The organism is Pedobacter terrae (assembly GCF_900100705.1).
GTDB lineage: Bacteria > Bacteroidota > Bacteroidia > Sphingobacteriales > Sphingobacteriaceae > Pedobacter > Pedobacter terrae.
On record NZ_FNCH01000008.1, the window covers coordinates 110,891 to 136,291 of the forward strand.

General features: G+C 40.0%; 20 protein-coding genes and 1 tRNA gene. 15 read left to right on the forward strand and 6 right to left on the reverse strand.

Features of this window, described 5'->3' with window-relative positions; all coding sequences use genetic code 11:
- Positions 1 to 30: 30 nt before the first annotated feature.
- The 4 genes from BLR60_RS11950 to BLR60_RS11965 all read left to right on the forward strand — a co-directional run bounded on the left by BLR60_RS11950 (position 31) and on the right by BLR60_RS11965 (position 4,555).
- On the forward strand, positions 31 to 504 hold the full coding sequence (locus tag BLR60_RS11950) for a TspO/MBR family protein (RefSeq protein ID WP_090500080.1): 474 nt from the start codon (positions 31 to 33) through the stop codon (positions 502 to 504).
- 49 nt (positions 505 to 553) lie between these two features.
- Entirely contained in the window at positions 554 to 2,851 is a 2,298-nt protein-coding gene (locus BLR60_RS11955) for a patatin-like phospholipase family protein (protein WP_244155646.1), read from the forward strand.
- Positions 2,848 to 3,378, forward strand: a complete 531-nt coding sequence (locus tag BLR60_RS11960; protein ID WP_090500083.1) for a hypothetical protein — start codon at positions 2,848 to 2,850, stop codon at positions 3,376 to 3,378. Before BLR60_RS11955 ends, BLR60_RS11960 begins: the two co-directional genes overlap by 4 nt.
- 610 nt (positions 3,379 to 3,988) lie before the next feature.
- Entirely contained in the window at positions 3,989 to 4,555 is a 567-nt protein-coding gene (locus BLR60_RS11965; protein WP_090500085.1) for a 2'-5' RNA ligase family protein, read from the forward strand.
- Here the strand turns inward: BLR60_RS11965 and tamL are convergent, their stop codons facing one another.
- Positions 4,556 to 6,979 carry a translocation and assembly module lipoprotein TamL gene (tamL, locus tag BLR60_RS11970; protein WP_090500087.1) on the reverse strand — a complete coding sequence of 808 codons (2,424 nt, stop codon included), beginning with the start codon at positions 6,977 to 6,979 and terminating at the stop codon, positions 4,556 to 4,558.
- Between tamL and BLR60_RS11975 the strand changes: the two genes are divergently transcribed.
- From BLR60_RS11975 to BLR60_RS11985, 3 genes are all read left to right on the forward strand, one after another.
- Positions 6,970 to 7,716 carry a TrmH family RNA methyltransferase gene (locus BLR60_RS11975; RefSeq protein ID WP_090500089.1) on the forward strand — a complete coding sequence of 249 codons (747 nt, stop codon included), beginning with the start codon at positions 6,970 to 6,972 and terminating at the stop codon, positions 7,714 to 7,716. The two genes, tamL and BLR60_RS11975, sit on opposite strands and share 10 nt — an antisense overlap.
- A gap of 69 nt (positions 7,717 to 7,785) precedes the next feature.
- Positions 7,786 to 7,859: transfer RNA gene (locus BLR60_RS11980), tRNA-Cys, on the forward strand.
- Positions 7,860 to 7,893: 34 nt separating this feature from the next.
- Complete coding sequence (locus BLR60_RS11985) at positions 7,894 to 8,064, forward strand: hypothetical protein (protein ID WP_029275070.1); 171 nt, start codon at positions 7,894 to 7,896, stop codon at positions 8,062 to 8,064.
- Positions 8,065 to 8,679: 615 nt separating this feature from the next.
- On the opposite strand, the gene BLR60_RS11990 is transcribed toward BLR60_RS11985, so the two are convergent.
- From BLR60_RS11990 to BLR60_RS12000, 3 genes are all read right to left on the reverse strand, one after another.
- Entirely contained in the window at positions 8,680 to 9,705 is a 1,026-nt protein-coding gene (locus BLR60_RS11990) for a quinone-dependent dihydroorotate dehydrogenase (protein ID WP_090500091.1), read from the reverse strand.
- Positions 9,706 to 9,978: 273 nt separating this feature from the next.
- The gene (locus BLR60_RS11995; RefSeq protein WP_090500093.1) at positions 9,979 to 10,629 is read right to left on the reverse strand and encodes an NAD(P)-dependent oxidoreductase; all 651 of its coding nucleotides are present in this window, start codon (positions 10,627 to 10,629) and stop codon (positions 9,979 to 9,981) included.
- 72 nt (positions 10,630 to 10,701) lie between these two features.
- The gene (locus BLR60_RS12000; RefSeq protein WP_090500095.1) at positions 10,702 to 11,112 is read right to left on the reverse strand and encodes an Rrf2 family transcriptional regulator; all 411 of its coding nucleotides are present in this window, start codon (positions 11,110 to 11,112) and stop codon (positions 10,702 to 10,704) included.
- A 563-nt stretch (positions 11,113 to 11,675) separates the two neighbouring features.
- On the opposite strand from BLR60_RS12000, the gene BLR60_RS12005 reads away from it, so the two are divergent.
- The 6 genes from BLR60_RS12005 (at position 11,676) to BLR60_RS12030 (ending at position 20,760) form a co-directional block, all read left to right on the forward strand.
- Complete coding sequence (locus tag BLR60_RS12005) at positions 11,676 to 13,583, forward strand: ABC-F family ATP-binding cassette domain-containing protein (protein ID WP_090500311.1); 1,908 nt, start codon at positions 11,676 to 11,678, stop codon at positions 13,581 to 13,583.
- 557 nt (positions 13,584 to 14,140) lie between these two features.
- Positions 14,141 to 15,418 carry a type IX secretion system plug protein gene (locus BLR60_RS12010; protein WP_090500097.1) on the forward strand — a complete coding sequence of 426 codons (1,278 nt, stop codon included), beginning with the start codon at positions 14,141 to 14,143 and terminating at the stop codon, positions 15,416 to 15,418.
- Between the two features lie 1,067 nt (positions 15,419 to 16,485).
- Positions 16,486 to 17,451, forward strand: a complete 966-nt coding sequence (locus BLR60_RS12015) for a formylglycine-generating enzyme family protein (protein ID WP_090500099.1) — start codon at positions 16,486 to 16,488, stop codon at positions 17,449 to 17,451.
- A 37-nt stretch (positions 17,452 to 17,488) separates the two neighbouring features.
- The gene (locus BLR60_RS12020; protein ID WP_090500102.1) at positions 17,489 to 18,808 is read left to right on the forward strand and encodes a Gfo/Idh/MocA family oxidoreductase; all 1,320 of its coding nucleotides are present in this window, start codon (positions 17,489 to 17,491) and stop codon (positions 18,806 to 18,808) included.
- A 6-nt stretch (positions 18,809 to 18,814) separates the two neighbouring features.
- Positions 18,815 to 19,813: an FAD:protein FMN transferase gene (locus BLR60_RS12025; RefSeq protein WP_244155647.1), complete on the forward strand. Its 999-nt coding sequence runs from the start codon at positions 18,815 to 18,817 to the stop codon at positions 19,811 to 19,813.
- 20 nt (positions 19,814 to 19,833) lie between these two features.
- The gene (locus tag BLR60_RS12030; protein ID WP_090500106.1) at positions 19,834 to 20,760 is read left to right on the forward strand and encodes a hydroxypyruvate isomerase family protein; all 927 of its coding nucleotides are present in this window, start codon (positions 19,834 to 19,836) and stop codon (positions 20,758 to 20,760) included.
- A 222-nt stretch (positions 20,761 to 20,982) separates the two neighbouring features.
- On the opposite strand, the gene BLR60_RS12035 is transcribed toward BLR60_RS12030, so the two are convergent.
- Positions 20,983 to 22,470, reverse strand: a complete 1,488-nt coding sequence (locus tag BLR60_RS12035) for an alpha-amylase (protein ID WP_090500108.1) — start codon at positions 22,468 to 22,470, stop codon at positions 20,983 to 20,985.
- Between the two features lie 372 nt (positions 22,471 to 22,842).
- Between BLR60_RS12035 and BLR60_RS12040 the strand changes: the two genes are divergently transcribed.
- Together BLR60_RS12040 and BLR60_RS12045 are read left to right on the forward strand one after the other, a co-directional pair.
- Positions 22,843 to 23,364 (forward strand): acyl-CoA thioesterase, encoded by a 522-nt coding sequence (locus tag BLR60_RS12040; protein WP_090500110.1) that lies wholly within the window; start codon positions 22,843 to 22,845, stop codon positions 23,362 to 23,364.
- A gap of 70 nt (positions 23,365 to 23,434) precedes the next feature.
- Positions 23,435 to 24,625: a cation:proton antiporter gene (locus BLR60_RS12045; protein ID WP_090500113.1), complete on the forward strand. Its 1,191-nt coding sequence runs from the start codon at positions 23,435 to 23,437 to the stop codon at positions 24,623 to 24,625.
- On the opposite strand, the gene BLR60_RS12050 is transcribed toward BLR60_RS12045, so the two are convergent.
- Positions 24,615 to 25,199 (reverse strand): hypothetical protein, encoded by a 585-nt coding sequence (locus BLR60_RS12050; protein WP_090500115.1) that lies wholly within the window; start codon positions 25,197 to 25,199, stop codon positions 24,615 to 24,617. The genes BLR60_RS12045 and BLR60_RS12050 overlap by 11 nt on opposite strands.
- Between the last annotated feature and the right edge of the window lie 202 nt (positions 25,200 to 25,401).

The following is a 25,401-nucleotide window of genomic DNA, read 5'->3' on the forward strand; positions in this document are numbered from 1 at the left end:
CTTGTTCTTGTTTAAATTCAAATTTTAGGCATGAAATTCAAACCTCTGGCTTTTATTATCAATATTGCCATCACACTGGGTGTTGGCGCACTAGGTGGATGGGCAACTGCTCAATCTGTTAAAATTTGGTATCCAACCTTAAATAAGCCATCGTTTAATCCACCAAACTGGCTTTTTGCACCAGTTTGGACTAGTCTTTATATATTGATTGGCATTGCTGCTTATCTGGTTTGGATAAGACGCGATAAAATTGTTCATTTCCCACGAACTGTTGCCATTTACCTCATCCAGCTGATCTTAAATCTCGCCTGGTCATTCATTTTCTTTTATCTGCATGAGATTGGCTTTGCCATGGCCGAAATCATTTTGCTGTTAATTATCATCGTTATCAATGCCAGTATGTTTTATAAGATTAACAAATGGGCAGGTTTACTATTCATTCCCTATATTCTTTGGGTAAGTTTTGCATCATTTTTAACCTACAACATTTTCATTTTGAATTAATTTTAAAAGAAAACCCTATTTTTAGAGAGTGGTAACTTTTAAAAGATATTTGCTGATCCTTTTCGTTCTGTGCTATAGCCAGTTGCAGGCGCAAAAGGTAGGTCTTGTGTTTAGTGGTGGCGGTGCAAAAGGATTATCACATATCGGCACATTAAAGGCCCTGGAAGAAAACCACATCCCTATCGATTACATTACCGGCACCTCAATGGGTGGTATTGTTGGCGCCATGTATGCCGCAGGTTACAGTCCGAAACAGATTGAAGAGATAGCAATCAGTAGCGATTTTCAGAACTGGGTAAATGGCCGTTATACGAGCGATTATACCTACTATTTTCAGAAAAATGCGCCTAATGCCTCTATGCTTACTGCAAAAGTGGCTATTGATACCGGGTTTCATTTTAGTTTCCGCTCTAACCTGATTAATGATATCCCGTTAAACTTTGCCTTTCTTGAACTTTTCTCACAGGCTTCAGCCGTTTCTAAAGATAATTTCGACAACCTGTTTGTGCCCTACCGCTGTATGGTGGCTGATGTGCTTTCGCAAAAAAGCATTACCGTAAGCAAAGGAAGTTTAGCAGAAGCAGTAAGGGCAACCATGACGGTACCCATTATTTACCGGCCGATTAAATTAGACGGTAAATACGTTTTCGACGGCGGCCTTTATAATAATTTCCCGGCCGATGTAATGGAAAGAGATTTTAAGCCCGATTATGTGATTGGCGCCAATGTTTCCTCCAAAACCTATAACGAATATCCTAAAAATATAGACGATCGTTTAATGAACCGCTTTCTGGTATACATGTTCCTATCCAAATCAGACTCTACCATGATCGGCAAAAACGGCGTTTATATCCAGCCCGATTTAGCGACCTATAGCGTAACTAACTTCGCTCCTGTTGAAGAATTGATCAAAAAAGGATATGATGCAACCATAGCTGATATGCCAAAAATTAAAGCTTTAATCAGCAGAAGGGTGAGCGATGAAGAACTGGCGCAGAAAAGGGAAAAATTTAATTCGAAAAAACCAGATCTCAAATTCAGCAACATCATGGTAAGCGGTGTAAACAGCCAGCAGAAAAAATATGTAGAAAGGCTTTTCAAAAGCGATAAAGCCACTTTTAACCTACAAGATATTAAACGTGGTTATTATAAGCTCGTTGCCGATCAAACTTTTGAGACCGTATATCCTAAAATTTCTTATCAAGCGGCAACAGACAGTTATACTTTTGAGGTAGTGGCAAAGCCGAAAAAGAGCTTCAGGCTCGAATTAGGTGGCAATATTTCCACCAGGCCCATCAGTAATGTTTTTTTGGGCGCACAGTACAACTACCTCAACCGCAAATCGTACACATTCGGAACCAGCTTTTACTCCGGGCGTTTTTATGAATCGGTACAAGTTAACGGCCGGGTAGATTACCCAACCAGACTGCCTTTGTTTCTTGCTGCAGAGCTAACCTATAATCACTGGAACTTCTATAATACCAGCCAGATCTTTATCGAAAATCCACGCCCCATTTATATTGAGCAATCAGACCGCAAGATCGATCTCATGATGGGAATGCCCCTAAATTACAATACTAAAATTGTGCTACATGCAAACTTTATCAACAATAACGACCGTTATAGCCCAAATAATACCTTTGCTGTAGGCGATTTGTTAGATCAAACGATATTCAATGGCTTCAGGGGCTCGCTAAACCTGGAAAAAAATTCGCTGAACAGAAAACAATATGCCACCAATGGCCAAAGTTTTTCATTAAGTTTCAATTACACCACCGGTCGCGAAAATTACAATCCCGGTAACATTTTCCGTAATACGCCTGGTTTTGTGAAAGTTCCCGGCAGTAGCCAGCTACGCCATTGGGCCAGTATTAAACTCACACAGGAGAACTATTTCCTGCATTTTAAAAAATATACCCTGGGTTATATTGTAGAAGGTGTAATTTCGAACCAACCCTTATTTAGCAATTATTACGCGACACTTTTAACCGCTCCGGCCTTTTATCCACTGCAAGATAGCCGCTCGCTATTCCTGGATAAGTTTAGGGCAACCACCTATGCCGCCGGTGGGATAAAAAACATTTATAATGTTAAAAAAAATCTTGACTTTAGACTGGAAGGTTACTTATTTTTACCACATAAAGAATTTGAACTGAGCAATTTTCAGGATATCAGTTACGCAAAGGCCATTACAAAATTACGTTACGCAGGTACCGCCGGACTGGTTTATCACTCGCCTCTCGGCCCGGTTAGCCTAAGTTATAATTTATATAATGATGCGATTAAAAGAAATGGCGTATTATTGCATATCGGTTATTTAATTTACAATAAACGTTCTATCGAATGAAACGAATCGTACTCTTGCTATCGCTGTGTTTAACTGGGCTTTTCGGCTTTGCACAAACCGCATCAATCAATAATTTTCTAATAAAAGAAAATTTGCTTAAAAACAGTAAACTGGCCATTATAGCTGCCGATTCGCTAAATAACCCTAACGAAAATATAAACGGAACCTATACCTTTAGCGTAAGTGGTTTTACACAGGTACTAAAATTTAACGATGGCATCGCAGTGCTACCCTTACCAATCGATAAATCTACCTTTATTTATATTAAACACCAGAACGACGCTGGCACACATAGCAAACTAGTGTATGTGTACAAAAAAGACACTGATTTAAGCCCTTACACCATCAATAGTTTATGGCTATTCATCATTCCAATTTTATTGATTGTAATGGCCTTTGCGTTCCGCAAACTCATCATATTTGTGGTCATTATACTCCTGGTTTTTGCATATTTTAACCACAGTAACGGATTGAACCTTTCTACCTTTTTCGAAAGTATTTTTGATGGTTTAAAGAACCTCATTTGATGTCTAGAGAGAACAAATTGCATAAACGGACCTCGTCCTGGACTATTTCAGCATCTTTCCGGTTAGATTGGAATTTATGCTTACGCTCGTTTCCAACGAGTGTAAAAATAGCAAATCGCTTTTGACGATTAACTTCATTGTTTATCACAAAAGGTCTAATGCAACTTCCATTTTTTTTAGAAAAGCAAAGCCTGCAGTGCTTCGGTTCCGCTAGTCCGGCCTTTTGCTTAACCCTGATAAATGCTCGATAAATTAAATTCCAATAAAATCGGGGTAACGCTGCCGGTCGGCCGCCTGCAACTGGCAGGGGTTTATTTAAAGTGAGTCTGTTGCGCTATCAGATTTCTCCGTGCCAATCCGTGTTTCCGTGGCAAAAATATAAATCGATTGTTATTCGTATTCGTGGTGTCTGATGTTACCATCTGACACAAAAAGCAATAATTAGCTAGTAAAAGGTTGTGCATTAAAATTAGGGTGTAAATAATCGAGGTCCTGTATGTCAAAATAAGATGGTTCGTGAAGACGTGACTATGGCATATTTATTTAAAGCCGTAATTAACAATCCATAAAATCATTCACTAATTACTAATATTTTTAGTAAATTTGTTTAATGGAAAATCTATTTTTAGTGTGTTTAATTCCGCCCCTTTCTATTACAGAAGACATAAATGAGATCAGAACCTACATTTCAGATCAATTTAATGTGCATGAATCATTAAAGCGTCCGGCACACATTACCTTATATCCTCCGGTAAAAATTTCATCATTTGATGCAGAAAAGCAATTTTTTAATGCTTTAGCAGATGCTTCTTTTCTCCAGGCTTTCACACAGGTGCTCCGAAATTTCAATTCATTCCCTGAACATACCTTTTACCTCGACGTTGAACAAAATGATGGGTTAATGCTCCTGGAAAAACAGATAACCAAAGCGTTACAACCGCTGAAACTGATCGAGAAAAAAGAAAAATTCAATCCGCATTTAACCCTGGCCTTCAGAGATATAAAGCCTATTTTTAAACAGATTTGCGCCGAGTTTAAAGACCGCAGATTTAAACGTGAATTTGTGGTTTCATCTTTCTCTGTTTATAAACACATGGATAAAAGATGGCAGCCCTTTAGAGAATTTTCTTTTAAAGCTCCCGATACTAAACCCAAAGCTTTAAGCCTTTTTGATTAATTAAAATGGCATTCCAATACCAAAATTGTATTGTATAAAACGATAGGTATCAGGTCCATGCGTGGCGTTATAACTATTTTTAAAATCACTTGCCCCGGATAAAAACTTACTGATCACCCATTGATCGGATCCTGCAAACTGAGGGTCTTTAAGCTTTAAGCCTACATCAAACCTAAATACAAAATATTGCACATCATATCTCAGCCCTACTCCTGTTCCAACAGCTAATTGTTGTGCTAATTTACTTAATCTAAAAATGGTTTGTTCATCAAGTGCAGGATTAGAAACAAGAATTGATTCACCCCTGCGTAAATTCCATACGTTACCGATATCAACAAATGCCGCGCCTTTTAATGTTGCACCTAAAAACTTTTTGGCTACGGTAAAACGGTATTCGAAATTGGTTTCAATCCGCATGGTTCCAAGCTGGTCAAGCCCAAAAAAGGCTCTCCTTAGGGTATCACTCCTTAAAAGGCCTCTATCATAGTTCCCCGGGCCGATAGTTCTTGCCTGCCAGGCCCTTATTCCGCTTGATCCGCCAGCAAAAAACTGCTTTTCAAAAGGTATACCGGTCAACACCGAATTTCCATATGCATAAGCTACACCCGCATTCAAACGGGCAATAAACTGTCGCTCACCGCCCAAGTGCTTGTACCATCTTAAGTCAACCTCAGGACGCATATATTGATTAAATGGCAAACCAAATATTCTTGCAGGATTATTATTTGCAGGATCACCTTTTTTGCCGATTAAGCTAGATACGCCCTGCAACATATTACCTGCAATATCCATCCCAGCCCTTAAATAAACAAAAGACCGGTATTCATTCAATTTATTGGCATTCAAGGTATAGGTATACTTCATCCCCAGTGTTAAATCCTTACGACCTAATAAGGTGGAATAATAAAGGTTGTTCAATACGGTTTGCTCATCAACGTTAGGGTCTAAATAGCCAAAACGATATTCGAAATTTAAGGGTGTAAATGAATGTAATTTAGATTTGGTTTCAAACCAATCATAAGTGATGGAGTTGATAAAAATCCTCCTTACTGAAACATCTTTTTGTAATGCGTAAATGTAACTTGAGGCAAAGGTAGTGTGCGGCATGCCATTACCGCCCAAAACCGGATTGTAGAAAGGAATCATCAACCTGGGTACGGTAATACTCGAGCTGATTGAAAAATCACGCTGATAAATATCGCTAAAGGGTTTAGCGCCATTTCCAATTCTTGATTGCAAACCGCCTTTTACCTGAAGTTCAAATCGTTCGGCACCTCTAAAAATATTGTTGTTGGTATAGGTATTTCCGATGGTAAAACCTACTGTACCGCCATTAAAAGGCACCTCTCCTTCCACACGGTTACTCATTACCTTTTGTGGAATAAGTTGGATAACGGTATTTATTTTGTTTGATGTACTATCCCTTCTGTAATAATCGATTTTTACATTTTTAAAAATATTAAGTTCATATAACCGATCGTAAGTGAGGTTTTCATTTCGGATATCATAAAGATCACCCTGTTTCAGAAAATCATACCTTACAATGGGGTTTCTGCGGTAGCGTTTAGAAAAATCGGTAAATATGATCCCATTAACGGTGTCCTTGTTGAGTTTATAACGTACCGAATCAGGAAAGCCATCAGGATTAGGTGCGATGATCATGTGAGTATATCCAATGTCGAACTGCTTATGTTCGCCATCATTGGGGTTGGTTACATTCAGGTTCAGGTCTATTTTATTGGTTTTAGAAGTGGGCTCTGCACCATAAACGTCGAAATTAACATAGGGTCTTAAGAAATAGAAATAGCCATTTTCTTTCATAATGCGGTAAATCTGTTCCCTTTCATACGTTAGGGAATCTTCATCGTACTGCATTCCTGTATGTAAATGGGTTATGGCAGCCCTATTCGATTTGTAAAGGTTTTTAATATTTGGGTTTGGTATCGAATCGGAGAGCTTATCGATAAAATAAGCAGGTCCGGGTTTTGCCGTAAATACAATTTCTGCCTTTTTATCTGCAACCTGTATCGCCGCTTTTACTTCGGCCTGGCGGTAGCCTTTACTTTTTAAAAACTTCTGTATCTGTGTTCTGGAAATTTCGACCAGTGTACTATCTAAAATGGCCGGTGGTGTGCCAAACGGTTTAATATCACTGGTTTTATACCTACCGTCTTTAGTATTAAACAAGTTATATAATGGCACCTGAATACTCAGCTTGGAAGCTGGCCTGATATCTTTCTGCACATAATTATAAGCCTGTTCTTCAAATTTAGCATCAACACTATCAATAGTTACCTGTTTCACTATCGATTGATAGTCTGCAATGTACTTAGTTGACGAGCAGGCCTGAATTAAAACAATAATAAATAGTAATATTGCAGTGCTTTTCAGTTTAATATTTATTGAGTTTTGGTATGCTTTCAAAATCACAGATTAGTTTTATAAAATCGTTACATCAAAAAAAATATCGTAAAGAAAATGGTTTGTTTATTGTTGAAGGTATAAAATCCATACAAGAATTTTTTCTATCAAGCTACCAGATCCACACTATATTTTATAACAGCGAGCAATATAATTTGTTACCCAAATTGCCTGCAAATATAAACTTATTTGAAGTAAAGAACGCCGAATTAGAGAAGATTAGTACGCTGCAAACACCACAGGGCTTTTTAGCGCTTGTTCATATTCCTAAAAACAAAGAATTGGCACTAAAAGCGCTAAAAAATCAGTTCACTTTAGTGTTAGATGGCGTTCAGGATCCGGGCAATATGGGCACTATTATCCGTACGGCAGACTGGTTTGGTTTTAAAAATATCATCTGTTCTCCTGACTGTGTAGAAATATTCAATCCAAAAACGGTACAGGCCACCATGGGCTCTTTGGCCAGGATAAATATATTTGAAGCAGATTTACCGGCATTATTGGAGAAGAATACCATCCCTGTATTCGGTGCGCTGTTAGATGGCGAATCGATTTACAAAACACAATGGGGAGCGGAAGGATTGGTAATATTAGGTAATGAAGGAAAAGGAATATCGGCAGAGGTGATCAAAAAGATAAATAAACCGGTTACTATTCCAAGAGTTGGGCAAGCCGAATCGTTAAATGTAGCTGTAAGTGCGGCAATCTTTTGTGCTGAATTAGTGCGAGTTCGGAATTAAATTAGATAATTATTGAAATAATGTTTGCGTGCTAAGTAATAATTGCTATTTTTGCAGCCTTGAATTTAAGGTCGAGTGGCCGAGTGGCTAGGCAGAGGTCTGCAAAACCTTCTACAGCGGTTCGAATCCGCTCTCGACCTCCATTTGTACAAATAAAATAATTAAAAGGTTATTACCATGGCAGTTACCAGATTAAAAAGAAAAGACAGAAGAAATAAAAATACAGCTCACCAAGAGGTAGCATTTTTAAAAAGAGCAACTAACATCGAGTTAGGAAGCCGCTCTGCACAACCTAAAAACGATCAATTAGCTAAAAACAACGCTGTTTTAGCTGCTTTGGCAAAATAGTTTTTAGAAATTCTTCTAAAAAATTTAAAGCATCCTTCTGATCAAAGGATGCTTTTTTTATGCGTTAGAATTTTTGATACCAGATAGCTATTTCGTGGCCAGCATCTTTCCTTCACGCTACCATTGACAGATCCAATAGAAGAATCGTCCTTTCGACTGGAGCAAGCCGGTTTTTCGCCGGCAGCGAAATGCCTGCCCGTACAGGCGGGGAGAAATCTATAGAGACAGATTTCTCGACTGCGTTGCACCCGATTGCTATCGGGTCCGCTCGAAATGACGACCCTAGAAACGGCTGTCAATCATATTGATTTTATACAATAAATCATCCCTCAGGATTGGCAATTTTATACTGGTGATGAAGTCTTCAAAAAAATAATTGCAAAACAACAAACCTCAGTTAAATAAACCCGATAGTAGCGTAAAACCCGAAGGCGAGGAACGAGCCAAGGCTTTGAAGCGATAGCGGGACTGACACAGCCAATGGAATGCTGACGTTCATTTCCAAAATGTAAAAACTAACATATTTCGGCTATAATTTAACAAGCTCATCATGCTAAACTTATTTCAAGACCCGGAAATAAATCTGATAGCTATTGGATCAGGGTTACGACTCCTTTAAACCAGTGCTTTACAGATGTTTTTGATCAATCCTGGCCCTTCGTAAATAAAACCGGTATATAACTGAATCAGACTGGCGCCTGCATCCAGTTTCTCTTGGGCATCTTTTGCCGAATGTATCCCGCCCACCCCGATAATCGGGAAAGCTTTGTTTGATTTTTCTGAAAGATAACGAATTACCTCAGTTGAACGTTCTTTAACAGGCTTGCCGCTTAATCCACCGGTTTCGGCTTTTAAATGCGCTGTAGCCAAATTTTCCCTGCTAATGGTGGTATTAGTGGCAATAATACCGGCAATTTTGGTTTCAGCAACAATTTCGATGATATCATCTAATTGCGCATCTGTTAAATCAGGCGCAATTTTTAATAAAATCGGACGAGAAATATCATTTTTACGATTGCGCTCCTGCAGGGTATTCAGAATTTTCTTCAGCGGTTCTTTTTCCTGCAGTTCGCGTAAGCCTGGCGTATTTGGTGAGCTTACATTGACCACAAAATAATCTACCACATCAAAAAGGCGGTCGAAACATTTAATGTAATCGCTTACTGCATCTTCATTTGGAGTAGCTTTGTTTTTACCAATATTTCCGCCCACTACAATATCAGGATGTTTATCTTTTAACAACCGCAAACGTTCTGCCATTACATCTACACCCTTATTGTTAAAGCCCATGCGGTTAATCAAGGCTTCATCATTAGGCAAACGGAACATTCTTGGTTTATCGTTTCCAGGCTGTGGCATTGGTGTTACCGTACCTACTTCGATAAATCCAAAGCCCAAATTACTAAGTGGCTCTACGTATTCGCCATTTTTATCGAACCCGGCGGCCAAACCAACAGGATTTCTAAATTTTATCCCAAAAACCTCGCGTTCCAAGCCTTTAATGTGCACATCAAAGCTGCTACGGATAATGGTTTTGCCTAGCGGAAAACTATCATTAAACCACTTTAACCGCTTGACCACAAAATAATGAACGTTTTCAGGGTCAAATTTGAAGAATATTGGTTTAATAAGGCGATACATGCCACGAAGATAAGAACTTATAGGTAAATATGGAAAAAAGGTTAATTGGTTCAATAGCCATTCGTTCATTAGTCCCGGCAATAGTTCATAGTTGATGGTTTGATAGCCAATAGCTATAACCCAGCGCGTTATTGACTATAACATAAATACGAGCACTTATCAATAACATTGGGCAATCAACCATGAACGATCAAACCATGAACCAATTAACCATCATTCCTAGCGAACTTGTGCATCAACCAATGACCAATGAACTAATGACTAATGAACTACCTAGTATGCTGCTGTAAAATGCTCCTGGTGGTGCGCATTATTTTCCAGCTCATCAGCAATTACAATAGCCAGATCTTCTACCGATAAAATTGAACGGCCTTCTTCATTAAAAACCGGACTGGTTTTACCTAAACGATATTTTCCGGTACGGCCAGTAGTAATGCCTGGATGCATCTCAATTGCCGGACTAAAAAATAACCAGTCTAATTCTTTCTCTTGTTTCAGCGTATTAAAATAATCCCTTACTGCAGTTGCGCCTGGCTTGATTTCGGCAGGGAAATTCGGTCCGTCTACAACCTGTTGACCGTCAATCTGCAATGTACCTGCTCCACCGATAAAAATGTAACGTTTAACGCCCGATGCTTTTACAGCAGTCTGAATGGCATTTGCACCCTCTACTGTATCGTTATATAAATTTGGGTTGGTCCAGCCTGCGTTAAAAGCACTTACTACGGCATCAGCACCTGCTAAAGCTGCTGCTAATTTTTCGGTATCTAAAACATCTACTGCTACCTTACTTACTTTGTCGTTGGTATTTTCAATTTTAGCGGTATCGCGCGCAATGGCAATTACTTCATTTCCACGGCTTACCAGTTCATTTAAAATCGCTTTGCCTACAAATCCGGAGGCGCCTATTAATGCTACTTTCATGTTATTTAATTTTTAATTTATGTATGTATTATAAATTGTAATGTTTTTTATTACAGTTCTATGCAAAAAAAATTATTCAAACCTGGCCGCAAAATCTGCCAATGTCTGTTTTGATAAATTTGCGATCAGCGCATGCTCTGCAGCACTATACAGCGTATCTAAATGTTGGTTAATCTGCCTACCGACCGGACATTTAGGATTCGGTTCATTTTTATGTTGCCCCAACACATTGCTGCTTCTAACCGAATGGTACACTTCGCCTAGATTAATATCTTTGGCATTTTTAGCCAGGAAAGAACCTCCACCCTTGCCTTCCTTGCTGTCGACAAAACCATGCTTACGTAAATTCATGATTTCTTTGCGTATCAAAACAGGATTAATATTGATACTGCCGGCCAGGTATGCTGAACTCACCACATTACCTTTCGCCTCGTTCAATAAGGTTAAAATATGTAAGGCAATCGGAAACCTACTTGTGCTCATCTGTAATTATTTTTATTACAGTACAAAGGTAGGAAGGTTTTATAGAAATCAAAATTTATTTTTAATTCCATAACAACTGCTTCTTCACTTCCCTACCATTGACTGATTTAAAAAATCTCCGTTATTTCGACTGTAGCGCAGCGAAATGGAGAAATCTTTGAACTGGAATTGCAATAAACTTAAACAATGTTAAAAGATTTTGCTTCGCAGCGCCTTCGGGTTCTACACTTTGGTCGAAATGACGAGCCTTGTATATCTGTCATTAACTTTCAGATGTATTTGAAAAATTCTAACTCTACCATTGACAGATTTAAAAAATTGCCGTCATTTTCGACTAAAGCGCAACGAAATGCCCGCCTGTGCGGACAGGCCTGCACGTACAGGCGGGGAGAAATCTTTGAACTATGTAAAAAGATTTCTCCACTGCGGTCGAAATGACGACTTTTCGCGGCTTATCATTTCGCTAGGATTCTTCTGTCACTAATATTGATCAGAATAACAGTTTTCCCTATTTGATTTTCCACCAAAAAAAAGCCTTTAAATTTCGTACTTTTGCAGCCGAAATGATTTCAATAAACAATTTAACTTTCCTGATTGGCTCAAGAGCCTTATACGATGACGCAAACTGGCACATCAAACCTGGCGACAGAGCTGGTTTAATCGGCGCCAATGGAACAGGAAAATCAACACTTTTAAAAATAATTGTAGGCGAGTACGCACCAAGTTCGGGTACCGTTTCCATGTCTAAAGACCTGAAAATTGGCTACTTAAACCAGGATTTACTTTCTTACGATTCGCACCATAGCATTTTGCACGTGGCCATGGAAGCTTTTGAGCGCCAAAACCAACTGCATGATGAAATTGAAGAACTGCTTAAAAAAATCGAAACCGATTATAGCGAAGAGGTTTTATTTAAATTAAGCGATAAACAGCAAGAATTTGAGGCTTTAGATGGTTATAACATCGAATATAGGGCAAACGAAATTTTGGCTGGTTTAGGTTTCAGTACAGCAGACCAATTGCGCCCGTTAAATACCTTTTCAGGAGGTTGGCGGATGCGGGTAATGCTTGCTAAAATCTTATTACAAACGCCAGATATCTTATTACTGGATGAGCCGACCAACCACATGGATTTACCTTCCATTAAATGGCTGGAAAACTATTTGATGAGTTTTGAAGGTGCCATTGTAATTGTATCCCACGATAGGTATTTCTTAGATAAGATTGTAAACCGCACGGTAGAATCGCGCAAGGGCAAGTTAACCGTGTATGCAGGTAACTACAGCTTCTATGTGGAAGAAAAAGCTTTGCGTGGCGAAATCCAAAAAGGAGAATTTAAGAACCAACAGGCCAAAATTAAACAGGAAGAACGTTTAATTGAGCGTTTTAAAGCGAAAGCAAGCAAGGCTAAAATGGCCCAATCACGCATGAAAGCTTTAGACAAGATGGAGCGTATTGATGACGTGGATGATGATAACCCAACTGTAAATTTTGCCTTTAAATTCTCTAAACCATCGGGCAGGCACGTAGTGCGGATAGAACATGCGCATAAAAGTTATCCAAATGTGCATATTTTAGATGATGCCGAAGGTGTGATCGAAAAAGGCGATAAAATTGCCTTGATCGGTGCAAACGGTAAGGGTAAATCGACTTTATTAAGAATGATTGCCGGCACCGAAAAATTTGAAGGTTTCTGCGAAACCGGTCATAATGTAACCACCACGTTCTTTGCGCAGCACCAGTTAGAGTCGTTGCATTTAGAAAATTCAATTTTAGAAGAATTACAGGCATTTGCACCAAAACATAGCGATACTGAATTACGAAGCATTTTAGGCTGTTTCTTATTTACTGGCGATGATGTTTTCAAAAAGATCAAAGTGCTTTCCGGAGGAGAAAAATCACGTGTGGCCCTGGCTAAATCTTTAACAACAGATTCGAATTTCCTGATCTTGGATGAACCTACCAACCACCTGGACATCCAATCGGTAAACATCCTGATTCAGGCATTAGACCAATTTGAAGGTACTTTTATTGCCGTATCTCACGATAGGTATTTCTTAGATAATGTAGCCAACAAAATCTGGTTTATAGAGGGTGGAAAAATTAAACAATACCCTGGTACTTATGCCGAATATGAAGAGTGGAACAGCAAAAGGGTAATTCCTGCAGCTAAACCTATTCCGGTTAAAATGCCTGATAAGCCAAAAGCAGAACCAAAACCGGTTACGGCCAATACCGCCAACCAGTTGAAAAAGCTGAATGAAGAACTGCAAAAAACTGAAAAACTGATTACCGAACTGGAACAGCAGGTTAAAAACATTGAAGCAGAACTGGCAGATGAGCAGGTTTATGCTAAAGCAGATAAACTGGCAGAAGCGAACAAACGTTATTTAGCAACTAAACAAGATTTAGATAACAGCCAAACTAAATGGGAAACACTGGCAGCTGAGATTATGGAGCTGGAAGGTTAGTTTTAAACACAGATTTATTTAGATATACGCCGTTCTGATGTAAAATTGGGACGGCTTTTTTGTGCATTAGTTGCTATAGAGATATCGATGTAGTTAAGCACTTAGTTGCGTCATCTCGACTGAAGCGCAGCGGAACGCCTGCCCGTACAGGCGGGGAGAGATCTACTCCATAGATTTCTCGACTGCGTTGCACTCCGCTCGAAATGACGGCACGCCGGGAATCCTCCTTGTTAATCCGTGTTTCCGTAGCTTAATTTCAAAACAAACAAGTCGTGTCAGATAGTAATACCTGACACCACGAGAATAACGGGAGTTAAGGCGTAGTTGCGTCATCTCGACTGAAGCGCAGCGAAACGCCTGCCCGTACAGGCGGGGAGAGATCTTTTCAGTAGATTTTGCTTCGCAGAGCCTTCGGGTTCTCGACTGCGTTGCACCCGAGCCATCGGGTCCGCTCGAAATGACGATGCGTCGAAGAATCTTCCGTATCGATCCGTGTTTCCGTGGCAACAAACGCTAACCCAATTTTGTCCATTCCCAATAAAACTTTACTTTTAGCCATGCAGAAAATAGTATTTACGGTTTTATTTTTCATCTCTATATCCGCCTTTGCGCAAAACGATAGCAAGTTTACCAATGAGAACAAAATTTATCTCCCCAATATTAAAGCTGTGCTTTGCTATAACAGTAATAAAGAGCAAAGCTTGCCGGTAATTATGCTGAATTCGTCAGAAACCATCACTTTTTCTTTTGATGATCTACTTGCCGGCACCCAAAACTACTGGTACACCATTGAACATTGTACCGCAGAATGGGAAACTTCCAAAATTTCGAGCATTGATTATTTAGGCAGTTTTAACGACGACCGCATCATCAATTATCGCTATTCATCCAACACGGCAAGAAAATACACCCATTATGAAATCAGCTTACCCAATACGCAGATCCAACCTAAAATTGGTGGAAATTATGTGTTAAAAGTGTATTTAGATGGCGACAGAAACAAACCGGTTATTTCACAACGCTTTTACATCCTCGATAGTCAGTTGGCTGTTGCAGCAGAAGTAACCAATTCCATGCAGGTGGAGAACCGGAATTACAAACAAAAAATCAACTTTACCATTAATCATACCTTCCCCATTCCCAACCCCTATCAGGATATAAAAGCGGTGGTGATGCAGAATTTTAATGCCAATACCATTCAGGTAAACACTAAACCAGCATTCGTGAGACCAAATCAGCTGGTTTATAACGACCTTAATACCAACGATTTTTGGGGCGACAATGAGTTTAGAAAGTTTGATACCAGAAGTTTACGCTACAAGGCAGATAACGTAAAGGATATTTATCGCGATAACTCATCCGTAAATGTGATACTTTTTCAGGATGCACCCAGAACAGTTGGTGCTTTTGCCAACCAGTTCGATGAAAACGGAAACTTTTTTATCCGCAATACCGACGGGCGCGATGATAAAACAGAGGCAGAGTATATGAGCGTTTTATTTACTCTAAATGCGCCTGCGCCCAGCCCTAAGGGCGATGCTTATGTGATTGGCCGGTTTAACAATTATACCATGAGCAATGAAAACAAACTGCTTTATGATGCCAACCGGAAACAGTTTTATGGCAATGTGATCCTTAAACAAGGCCTTTATGATTATGAGTTTGCCTGGTATAATCGAGATACCAAAGCAATGGAAACCAAACCTTTTGAAGGTGCATTCTTCCAGACCGAAAACAGTTACCAGATTTTCGTTTACTACCGTCGCCCGGGTGCGCGTTGGGATACGCTGGTCGGTTATACCAATTTAAGCAATAAAGTTTCAGACAGAAGGTAAGTCCGCTTTCAATGATGAGGCGTCAAAATGCAAGAAAATACGGGCTTAGATGACTTTATATTCTTGATGTAGCATAAACACCTTTCACCTATAATACTATCAAACCTGAGTTCGATTAATGATGTGCTTTAATTTGGAGCATTAAATGAACGGTCGTCACCCTGAACTTGTTTCAGGGTCTTTATAGCAAGGCGGTTTAACAGGAAAGATGCTGAAATAAATTCAGCATGACGAAACCGCTAGCCAATTCGTCCTAATAAGTACATTAATTTTCAAACATTAATCGAATTCAGGCTATTAGCCAAATAATTATAAGTAAGATCTACTTAAAAATCTTCGCCAATTAGATCCTGAAACGAGTTACCATTGACAGACTCCAATAGAATGATCGTCATCTCAACTGTAGCAACGCGCAGTGGAGAGATCTTTGACTAAGCTATTGAAATCAGCTTTAAAAGATTTCTCCACTACGGTCGAAATGACGAAACTTCGATACCATTCAGCTTGTTTAAAATCTGCCCATTGATATTGATTTTTATACAATAAATTACCGCTATCATTGACAGATTTAAAAAATCGCCGTCATTTCGACTGAAGCGCAGCGAAATGGAAAATCTTCGAACGATGTAAAAAGATTTCTCCCCGCCTGTACGGGCAGGCAATATGGTCGAAATGACGCCCCTTGTATATAAACAAATGAATAAATTTTAAGCCGACATTTTATTAACGGTTTTCTCTTGTTTCATTTGTATTAATGAGCTCGGCAATGCCTCGGTTTTGTTTCTTTTTTGATGCCAAAAAGAAAGAGCCCTTCGGCGGCGGCGAGCCGGGGCAAGGCCGTGGTGTATGGCAAAAGAAATCAACTATACGTCATTCATATTAATTTTAATACAATAAATTACCCCTCAGGATGAAGATCGCTTTAATTGTCAACTTGACTTTTAATATTGCTAACTTACCTTTATTGTTACATAAATTTTCTTTGTTTTAAATGTGGTTATTTAATTTAGGGTTTCAGAAAGTTACCAGATAAACACTAGCAGATCAAGCATATCTAACCAATAATTATGTTTAAAAAGTTAATTGCCGTAGCATTAATTATCTATCCTTGCGCGCAGATTTTAGCACAAACCACCAACGAATCGTACACACAATCCATTAATGGAACCAAATTAAAATTCGATATGCAGGCTATACCTGCGGGCAAATTTAAAATGGGCAGTAAAACAGGAAAACCAGATGAGCAACCCGTTCATGAGGTTAAGTTAGATGCCTTCTGGATCGGAAAACATGAAGTAACCTGGGATATTTTTGAGCCATTCCTTTACCGCGATTATGAAAAACAAGCCAGTATAAGCGCTATTCCTGCTGAAGTAGACGCCGTGACCAGACCTACAAAACCCTATCTCGATATGACTTTTGGTATGGGTAAAGCCAATCAGCCTGCGGTAGCCATGACCCAATACAACGCCATCCAGTTTTGTAAATGGCTTTACGTGCGTACCGGTGTTTTTTATCGTTTGCCAACAGAAGCTGAATGGGAATATGCCTGTAAAGCCGGAACGGATAGCAATTATTCTTTTGGTGATGATGTAGCAAAATTGGGTGATTATGCCTGGTATAAAGACAACAGCGACAACAAGACACACCAGGTAGGGCAGAAAAAACCAAACCAATGGGGATTATTTGATATGTATGGAAACGTGAGCGAATGGACCTACGACCAATACTTTCCTGATTTCTATAGTAAGAGTAAAGATAAAATGGTCGAAAACCCGGTGGCCATACCCGATAAACTATATCCAAATGTAGTTCGAGGTGGCTCATATGATGAAATAGCAAACAATTTAACTTCAACAGCCAGATTAGCTTCTGATCCATCATGGAAACAATTAGATCCGCAAATCCCGAAAAGCAATTGGTGGTTTCCTGAAGCGCCTTTTGTAGGTATGCGTTTAGTTCGACCGGCTAAAGCGCCTTCAAAAGCTGATATAGATGCCTATTATAACAAACAACCTATAAAAGACTTTTAACCCTACACTATCTAACCAAAAATAAAAAACTAAACACATGAAAAAACCAATCAACCAACAAGATCGTCGCGATTTTCTAAAAGCAACCGCTATGCTGGCCGGCGGGGCCATGTTAAGCAGCATTCCACTGGCAGGCGCATATGCGTCAGGATCAGACACGATTAAAATTGCCTTAATAGGCTGTGGCGACCGTGGTACAGGAGCCGCTTTCCAGGCGCTAAGTACTAAATTCAATCTAAAACTGGTGGCCATGGCCGATGCTTTTCAGGATCGGCTAGATAGCAGTTACCAGTCTTTAAGTTCTAAATTTGCAGCAAAAATGGATGTTCCGAAAGAGCGCCAGTTTGTAGGCTTCGATGCTTATTTAAAAGCCATTCCATTAGCCGATGTGGTGCTGTTAACCACGCCTCCGGGCTTCCGCCCTATCCATTTCGAAGAAGCGGTTAAGCAGAATAAACAAATTTTCATGGAAAAACCTGTTGCAGTAGATGCACCAGGCATTAGAAAGGTATTGGCCGCAGCCGAAGAAGCGAAAAAGAAAAAATTAAATGTGGTAGTAGGCTTACAGCGTCGCTACCAAACCAACTATCGCGAATCGATGAAGCGCATTAACGATGGTGCCATTGGCGATATCATGTCGGGCCAGGTATATTGGAACAGCGGTGGCGTTTGGGTACGTCCGCGTACAGCAAACCAGACCGAAATGGAATATCAAATGAGAAACTGGTATTATTTCAACTGGTTATGCGGCGATCATATTGTGGAGCAACACGTGCATAATATCGATATTGCCAACTGGATCAAAAACGGACATCCGGTTTCGGTACAGGGAACAGGTAGCCGTGCCTGGAGAACAGGAAAAGACTATGGAGAAATTTATGATAACCACTCTATCGAATTAACCTATGCCGATGGTGCGGTAATCAATAGCCAGTGTCGCCATTTTGAAGGGATCAGTAACCGTGTGGATGAAACTTTCCAGGGCACCAAAGGCAAAATTTACCTTTCAGGCAGTAACCAGGCCATTATGAAAGATTACAGTGGCAAAGAATTGTATAACCATAATACCAAAGGAAACGCCAATCCATATCAAACCGAGCATGATGAACTATTTGATGCGGTTTCTAAGGGAGAATATAAATTCAGTAACGTAGATTATGCTGCAACCAGTACGTTTTCGTCTATTATTGGCCGTTATGCTACGTACTCTGGCCAGACGATCAAATGGGATGAGGCTTTAGCGTCGAACATCAGTTTAATGCCCGAGCGTTTCGCATGGGATGCTAATCCAAAGTTAATGCCTGACGAAAAAGGACTATACCCTATCGCCATACCCGGACAAACAAAGGTGATCTAAAACTAAATGATGCGCTACTGGTTTTTGCTTTTTATTTTACCAATGATTTTTGCTTTTGCTTTAAAGAAAGAAGTGAAGCAGTACAAAATTAATGGTTTTGCACAGGGAACCGATTATGCCATTATGTACTACGCTACTGATAGTGTAGCCACTAAAGCGAGCATAGATAGTTTACTGAACGAAATTGATTTATCGATGTCGCTTTACAAAAAAGGATCATTGATAAATCAATTTAATGCAGCCGAAAAAGCGATTAAAACCGATCGTTTCATGAACGACGTGCTGAAAAGAAGTTTCGAGATCAACCAGGATACAAGGGGCATATTCGATATTACCGTTGCCCCTTTGGTACAAGCCTGGGGTTTTGGGCCGAAAGAGGCTAAAAAAGAACCAGATCCGGCTGTCATTAAATCCATATTAGCCTGTGTAGGCATGAAAAAGCTGAAACTAAAGAATGGTTTGTTAAGTAAACTTAAGCCTTGTATACAGATCGATTTAAATGGAATTGCACAAGGTTATAGCGTCGATTTAATTGCTGATTATCTCGAAAAAAAAGGAATTAAACAGTACGTAGCCGAACTGGGCGGCGAAATCCGGATTTCAGGACCTAAACCCAGTGGCGAAACCATGAAAATCGGTATTGAGGGTCCCGATAAGGATGGAACCCCGATAATCAGGCATATCGCCGCGATAAATGCTGGTGCCATTACTACTTCTGGCAATTACCGGAAATTCCACCAGAGCGGAAAGAAAAAAATTTCTCACCTGATTGATCCTAAAACGGGTTATCCGCTGGATAATGAAATGATCAGCGTAACGGTTTATGCCAATGATGCCATTACCGCCGATGGCTATGACAATGCCTTAATGGCGATGCACCTCAAAGATGCCATGGCTTTTGTAGAAAGCAGAAAAAACCTGGAAGCTTATTTTGTGTACCACAAAAAAGATGGCACAGTCGCTGATACGCTAACTACGGGATTCAAAAAATTAATTACACACTAATATCTGTTAAAACTAAACCGATGAAAAGAAGTGAGTTTATAAGAAATAGCCTGTTAACTGCGGGTGCAATAACCACGGGAGCAGGATTGACCAATACTTTTGCTGCCGAAAAAACAAATGATACATTAAGCGATAAAACTTTTAACCTCGATTATGCGCCGCACCAGGGCATGTTCCAAAATCATGCAGGCAAAAGTTTTCTGGATCAGATCCAGTTTATGTACGATAAAGGTTTCCGTTCTATTGAAGATAATGGTTACCTGGGTCGTTCTGTTGAAGAACAGGAGAAAATCGGCAATTTATTGGCAAAACTCGGCATGCGCATGGGCGTTTTCGTAGTAGATGGTGGCGATAACTGGAAAACTTCTTTAACTACAGGAAAAAAAGAGTTTAAAGATAAATTTATCGAAACCTGCAAAAAATCGGTAGAAGCTGCCAAACGCTGTAATGCCAAATGGCTTACGGTAGTGCCTGGGTTTTATGAGCGCAACCTTCCTTATGGAAATCAGTTTGCCAACGTAATTGATGCCATGCGTGCAGGTGCTGAGATTTTTGAACCCCACGGTTTGATTATGGTTTTAGAAACTTTGAGCGATACCCCGGAGCTTTTCCTGCAAAAAACAAATGAAACCTATGCCGTTTGTAAAGCGGTGAACAGTCCTTCGTGTAAAATTCTTTATGATATTTACCACATGCAACGCACCGAAGGCGATTTAATTAAAACCATCGACCGTTGCTGGGACGAAATTGCCTACATCCAGATTGGTGATAATCCGGGCCGGAAAGAACCTACCACCGGAGAAATCAATTATAAAAACCTGTTTAAACACCTGCATAACAAAGGCTACAAAGGCGTGATGGGTATGGAGCATGGCAACTCAAAAGGAGGAAAAGAAGGTGAGTTGGCGGTTATTTCGGCTTACAGGGCGGAGGATAATTTTTTGTAGATATATTCGAATAAGGTTGAGTCATCTCGACTGAAGCACAGCGAAATGCCCGCCTGTACGGACAGGCCTGCCCGTACAGGCGGGGAGAGATCTTTTAATTTGCTAGACTATGTTCAAAGATTTCTCCGCTACGGTCGAAATGACGATTCTACGTGTCAATCCTACCCCACTTTCAACACCTTACGCCGTGGTCTGTGTCTCCACAGACCACATGAACCTATCCTACCCTACTTTCAACACCCACACCGAAACGCTCCCCGCATTGCAGTGAAACTCTGCCCAGCCATTTTCATCAATAATCACCGCCTGCTCCCTATAGCCCAACGCATCAATAAACGTTTTTCCGGCAAAGTGTTTACCAATTTCCATTGCCTTAAAGCCTTCTTCTCCTGTACTTAATAATACCGCCAAACCACTATTTGCATGTTCTTCATCACCGGCACGCGTCCAGCCTACGCAAACACCATGGTCAAAATAATCGCGTTGCTCGCCGTAGGCTAAGGCTGTACGGATTTTACTCATGGTTTCTACCGCAGGGATCGCCACTAACTCCACATGCACTTCATCCCCCTCTCTGTCCTTATCATCATAAATGCCCCCATAAAGATCAGGGAAGAACAAACACGGAATGCCTTGTAAACGCAACAGGATCATCGCATAGGCTAAAGGCCTGAACCAAAAATCTACATATGATTCCAGCGCCTGTAAAGGTTGCGAATCATGATTATCTACAAATGTTACCGCCAGATCAGGTTTTACCTGTACCAGTGTGCCATCGAAAATCGTCCGCATATCAAAATCTTCTTCCTTACTCGCCAGGAAAAAATTATGGTGTAAAAGCGAATCGAATATTTGTGTCCGCCCGCCGGTAATTTCAATATAGTTTAATTGTCCCGCTACATCCACCACATTCCAATCCTCAGCCACAATAAAAAACTCGCGATTATATTTTTGATTCAGGTGATCAATCCACTCCACAATAAAATCAGGGTTAATGTGTTTAACGGCGTCTAACCTGAAACCATCCACTTTCGTCGTCTCCACGATCCACTCACCCCAATATTTTAACTCTTCAACTACAGCACGGTTACGAAAATCAATATCGTTGTACATCAGGTAGTCGTAATTGCCAAATTCGGTAGAGGGAACTTCTTCAAAACCTTCACCTAAATGGTTTTGGATCGAATAAATAGCCGTTTGTTTAGTATCCTCCGCCCAATCTACCCCACTAAAACATTCATGATTCCATATAAACTCAGAATATTTGCCCTGCCGGCCGGGAAAAGTAAATTTTGTCCAGGCTTCTATTTCGAAAACATCGCTGGTAAATTCATTTCTATTGTCAGGATTTACCGTTTTCACCGCTATTTTTTCCAATTCATCGCCACCTGCTTTGTGGTTAAAAACAACATCGGCCAGGGCGCCAATCCCATGCTCATGTAAGGCTTCAATCGCTTTTATATATTCGTCTTTCGAGCCATATTTGGTATTTACACTTCCTTTCTGATCAAATTCACCCAGATCAAAAAGATCGTAAACGGAGTAACCCACATCATAGGTAGCATTGTTCGATTTATAAGCCGGAGGCAACCACAGCGCAGTTATACCAATTTCTTTTAGGTGACCTGCTTCGGCAGCTACTTTAGTCCACAGATTTTGTTCTTCGTTATAATACCAATGGAAAAATTGGATAAGCGTTTGATTTTGCATTAATTAGATTTTTTTTTAAGGATAACAGGATACAAGATGAATTGTTTTTTAATCAACGTGTTGCAAATCTATCTCCTATTAATTTCGCAAATCACCGCAGAGACAAAACAGTCAATCTGCGGGTGGTCGTCACCCTGATCCGATAGCCATCGGATTTATTTCAGGGTCTTTCCTGCTACTAAGATGCTGAAATGAATTCAGCAAGACGAATCTATTGAGGGAAGCTAATCATAATTCCGACTTAAAAAGTCTTCTCGCAATGACGATTCCTCGAAACCAAGTCCCTTCAAATACTTTAATTTTTCTAAAACTAACTTACCACGTTACGACTGCCATGCTATTTCACCACATTTTAACTACTTTTGCCCTCAAATGAGTTTAAAAAAGAAATTTGCCAGAGAAAGTTTTACCATCATGAACGAATTGGTATTACCCAATGATACCAATACCTTAAATAACCTGATGGGTGGGCGCCTGCTCCACTGGATGGATATTGCAGCGGCAATTTCGGCTCAAAAACACTGCAACCGCATCGTAGTTACCGCTTCGGTTGATAACGTTTCTTTTAAGCAACCCATTAAATTAGGTGATGTCATTACCATTGAGGCCAAAGTAACCCGGGCTTTTAACACCTCTGTAGAAGTGCGTTTAGATGTATGGGCAGAGAATATTCCAAGTGGTGCACGCCAAAAAAGCAATGAGGCTTATTATACCTTTGTAGCGCTTGATCAAAGTGCACGTACCATCCCTGTGCCCGAACTGATTCCGGAAACACCCGAAGAAATCGATTTATATGATGGCGCTCTCCGCCGCAGGCAGTTGCGTTTGGTTTTGGGCGGGAAAATGAGTCCTGATGAGGCCAGCGAACTCAAGGCACTTTTCTTTAAAGCATAATTTTTTTCAACAAATTCCTTTCAGCTTGGTTTGATTGTTTTACTTTAGTGTTTACTTTACGCTGAAAAATATGACAACCTACACCATACTTATTATTTTAAGCGGATTAGTCATTTTCTCTTATCTGTTTGATTTAGTGGCCAGTAAAACCAAAGTACCATCGGTTTTATTGCTGTTGTTACTGGGCATTGGCCTCCGTTTCCTGGTCGATTACCTTAAAATACAAACCTTTAATTTCCTCTCCATTTTACCCACACTCGGTACCGTAGGGTTAATCCTCATTGTTTTTGAAGGTTCGCTGGAACTGAAGTACGATCGCGAAAAAAATAAAGTCATCAAAAGCGCTTTCTTCTCTGCACTAACCATTCTACTGGCAACAGCATCCATCATCACGCTCATTATTTACCAGATTACCCATAAAGATTTATATACCTGTATTGCCAATGCCATTCCTTTTAGTGTAATCAGTTCGGCCATTGCCATACCTTCTGCTGCTGCACTGGGAAAACAAGACCGTGAATTTGTCATTTATGAATCTTCCTTTTCCGATATCCTCGGCATTATTATTTTCAATTTTGCCATTACCAACCACTCCATTACCACCTCTGCCTTTATAGGTTTGGGCTTAAGCACTTTTTTAATTATTTTATTATCGGCCATTGCCTGCGTGGTACTGCTTTATGTAATGGGCAAACTGGTACACCACATTAAATTCTTCCTCATTATTTCGATACTCATCCTGGTTTATGCTATCGGGCAGTCGTACCATTTATCGTCACTGGTGTTGATTTTGAGTACCGGATTATTTTTGAACAATGCCGATACCATCCGGAATGCCTGGTTCAGGGGTGTATTTCTGTATAAAAACCTTTCTGCAGATTTATCGCAATTATATCAGCTCTCTGCCGAAAGTGCCTTTATTTTAAGAACGTTTTTCTTTGTTATTTTTGGCTTTACCATGAACATTAGCGAGCTTAACGATAAGCCTGTACTCGCCAATGGTTTTTTCATTTTGCTAACCATTTTCGCCGTTCGGTTTTTCTTTTTAAAGGTATTTAAAAATGGCGCCCTCAGCCCTATCGGTTATATTGCGCCACGCGGTTTAATTAGTATTTTACTTTATTTTAACCTGCCTAAATCGCTCAAAATTGCGGAGGTTGGCCCTTCTTTCCTGTTTTTGGTGGTGTTGGGTACCAGCCTGGTGATGACTTTGGGTATTACTTTAAGTAAAAACAAACCCGAAGAAACTTCTACGGTTTAAACGAAGCCGAAATTACTTTTATTTTCTGTAGTTCGGTAGTGAGGTTGGTATTTTGCTGATAATAAACAGAGAAATAATCAAGATCCGTTTTGTGCTGTGCATACTTTGCCGCATTGCCATTAATTTTATAGTTGGCAATACTCGGGTTAATGGCTTGTATGGGTGCAGCGACGATGTTACCGGTAACATTAACTACGGTTGTAACTACATGTCCACCTACCTCTTCGCCTAATGTCGGGTCTTTTTCGCCCCATTTCCGAACGATAGCACCATCTGCCCGTTTCTCAAAATTATTTTCATTCCAGGGGTCATATTTCAAAAACTTAATGATACTGGCTTCCTTTTTTGGGGTTCTGATTTTAATGGTCTTAATCTCGTCAACACGTAAAGTAACCGGACTCCCCTCAACAATCATCACCACGCTGGCTGAATCTACTTTATACAGCAGCCCTTTTATAACATCAGCTTTCGTTTTCACAATGGCGATGTAGGGCTTAATTCCCTGCGACCTGCTTTCGCTTACGAATAAACAAGCGGCCAGCATTACGAGCGTTGCAACAATTCTAAATTTCATATGGAAGGTGTTAATTGTAGATAAAGCTATTCATAAAAACTGAAAATTGCTAACCAAAAACTGCCAACTGAAAACTGTAAACTGTGAACTGTAAACTGCCAACTGAAAACTTTAAAACGTAGCATTAGGCGCTTAGCATGAAAACTCTCAACTCCAAACTCCCAACTCCAAACTTTACCGAGTAGCATTAGGCGCTCAGCAG

Coding starts and splice junctions, on each gene's coding strand:
- BLR60_RS11950 (WP_090500080.1), top strand. CDS start 31: ATGAAATTCAAACCTCTGGCTTTTATTATCAATATTGCCATCACACTG.
- BLR60_RS11960 (WP_090500083.1), top strand. CDS start 2,848: ATGAAACGAATCGTACTCTTGCTATCGCTGTGTTTAACTGGGCTTTTC.
- BLR60_RS11965 (WP_090500085.1), top strand. CDS start 3,989: ATGGAAAATCTATTTTTAGTGTGTTTAATTCCGCCCCTTTCTATTACA.
- BLR60_RS11975 (WP_090500089.1), top strand. CDS start 6,970: ATGCTTTCAAAATCACAGATTAGTTTTATAAAATCGTTACATCAAAAA.
- BLR60_RS11985 (WP_029275070.1), top strand. CDS start 7,894: ATGGCAGTTACCAGATTAAAAAGAAAAGACAGAAGAAATAAAAATACA.
- BLR60_RS11990 (WP_090500091.1), bottom strand. CDS start 9,705: ATGTATCGCCTTATTAAACCAATATTCTTCAAATTTGACCCTGAAAAC.
- BLR60_RS11995 (WP_090500093.1), bottom strand. CDS start 10,629: ATGAAAGTAGCATTAATAGGCGCCTCCGGATTTGTAGGCAAAGCGATT.
- BLR60_RS12000 (WP_090500095.1), bottom strand. CDS start 11,112: ATGAGCACAAGTAGGTTTCCGATTGCCTTACATATTTTAACCTTATTG.
- BLR60_RS12005 (WP_090500311.1), top strand. CDS start 11,676: ATGATTTCAATAAACAATTTAACTTTCCTGATTGGCTCAAGAGCCTTA.
- BLR60_RS12010 (WP_090500097.1), top strand. CDS start 14,141: ATGCAGAAAATAGTATTTACGGTTTTATTTTTCATCTCTATATCCGCC.
- BLR60_RS12015 (WP_090500099.1), top strand. CDS start 16,486: ATGTTTAAAAAGTTAATTGCCGTAGCATTAATTATCTATCCTTGCGCG.
- BLR60_RS12020 (WP_090500102.1), top strand. CDS start 17,489: ATGAAAAAACCAATCAACCAACAAGATCGTCGCGATTTTCTAAAAGCA.
- BLR60_RS12025 (WP_244155647.1), top strand. CDS start 18,815: ATGATGCGCTACTGGTTTTTGCTTTTTATTTTACCAATGATTTTTGCT.
- BLR60_RS12030 (WP_090500106.1), top strand. CDS start 19,834: ATGAAAAGAAGTGAGTTTATAAGAAATAGCCTGTTAACTGCGGGTGCA.
- BLR60_RS12035 (WP_090500108.1), bottom strand. CDS start 22,470: ATGCAAAATCAAACGCTTATCCAATTTTTCCATTGGTATTATAACGAA.
- BLR60_RS12040 (WP_090500110.1), top strand. CDS start 22,843: ATGAGTTTAAAAAAGAAATTTGCCAGAGAAAGTTTTACCATCATGAAC.
- BLR60_RS12045 (WP_090500113.1), top strand. CDS start 23,435: ATGACAACCTACACCATACTTATTATTTTAAGCGGATTAGTCATTTTC.
- BLR60_RS12050 (WP_090500115.1), bottom strand. CDS start 25,199: ATGAAATTTAGAATTGTTGCAACGCTCGTAATGCTGGCCGCTTGTTTA.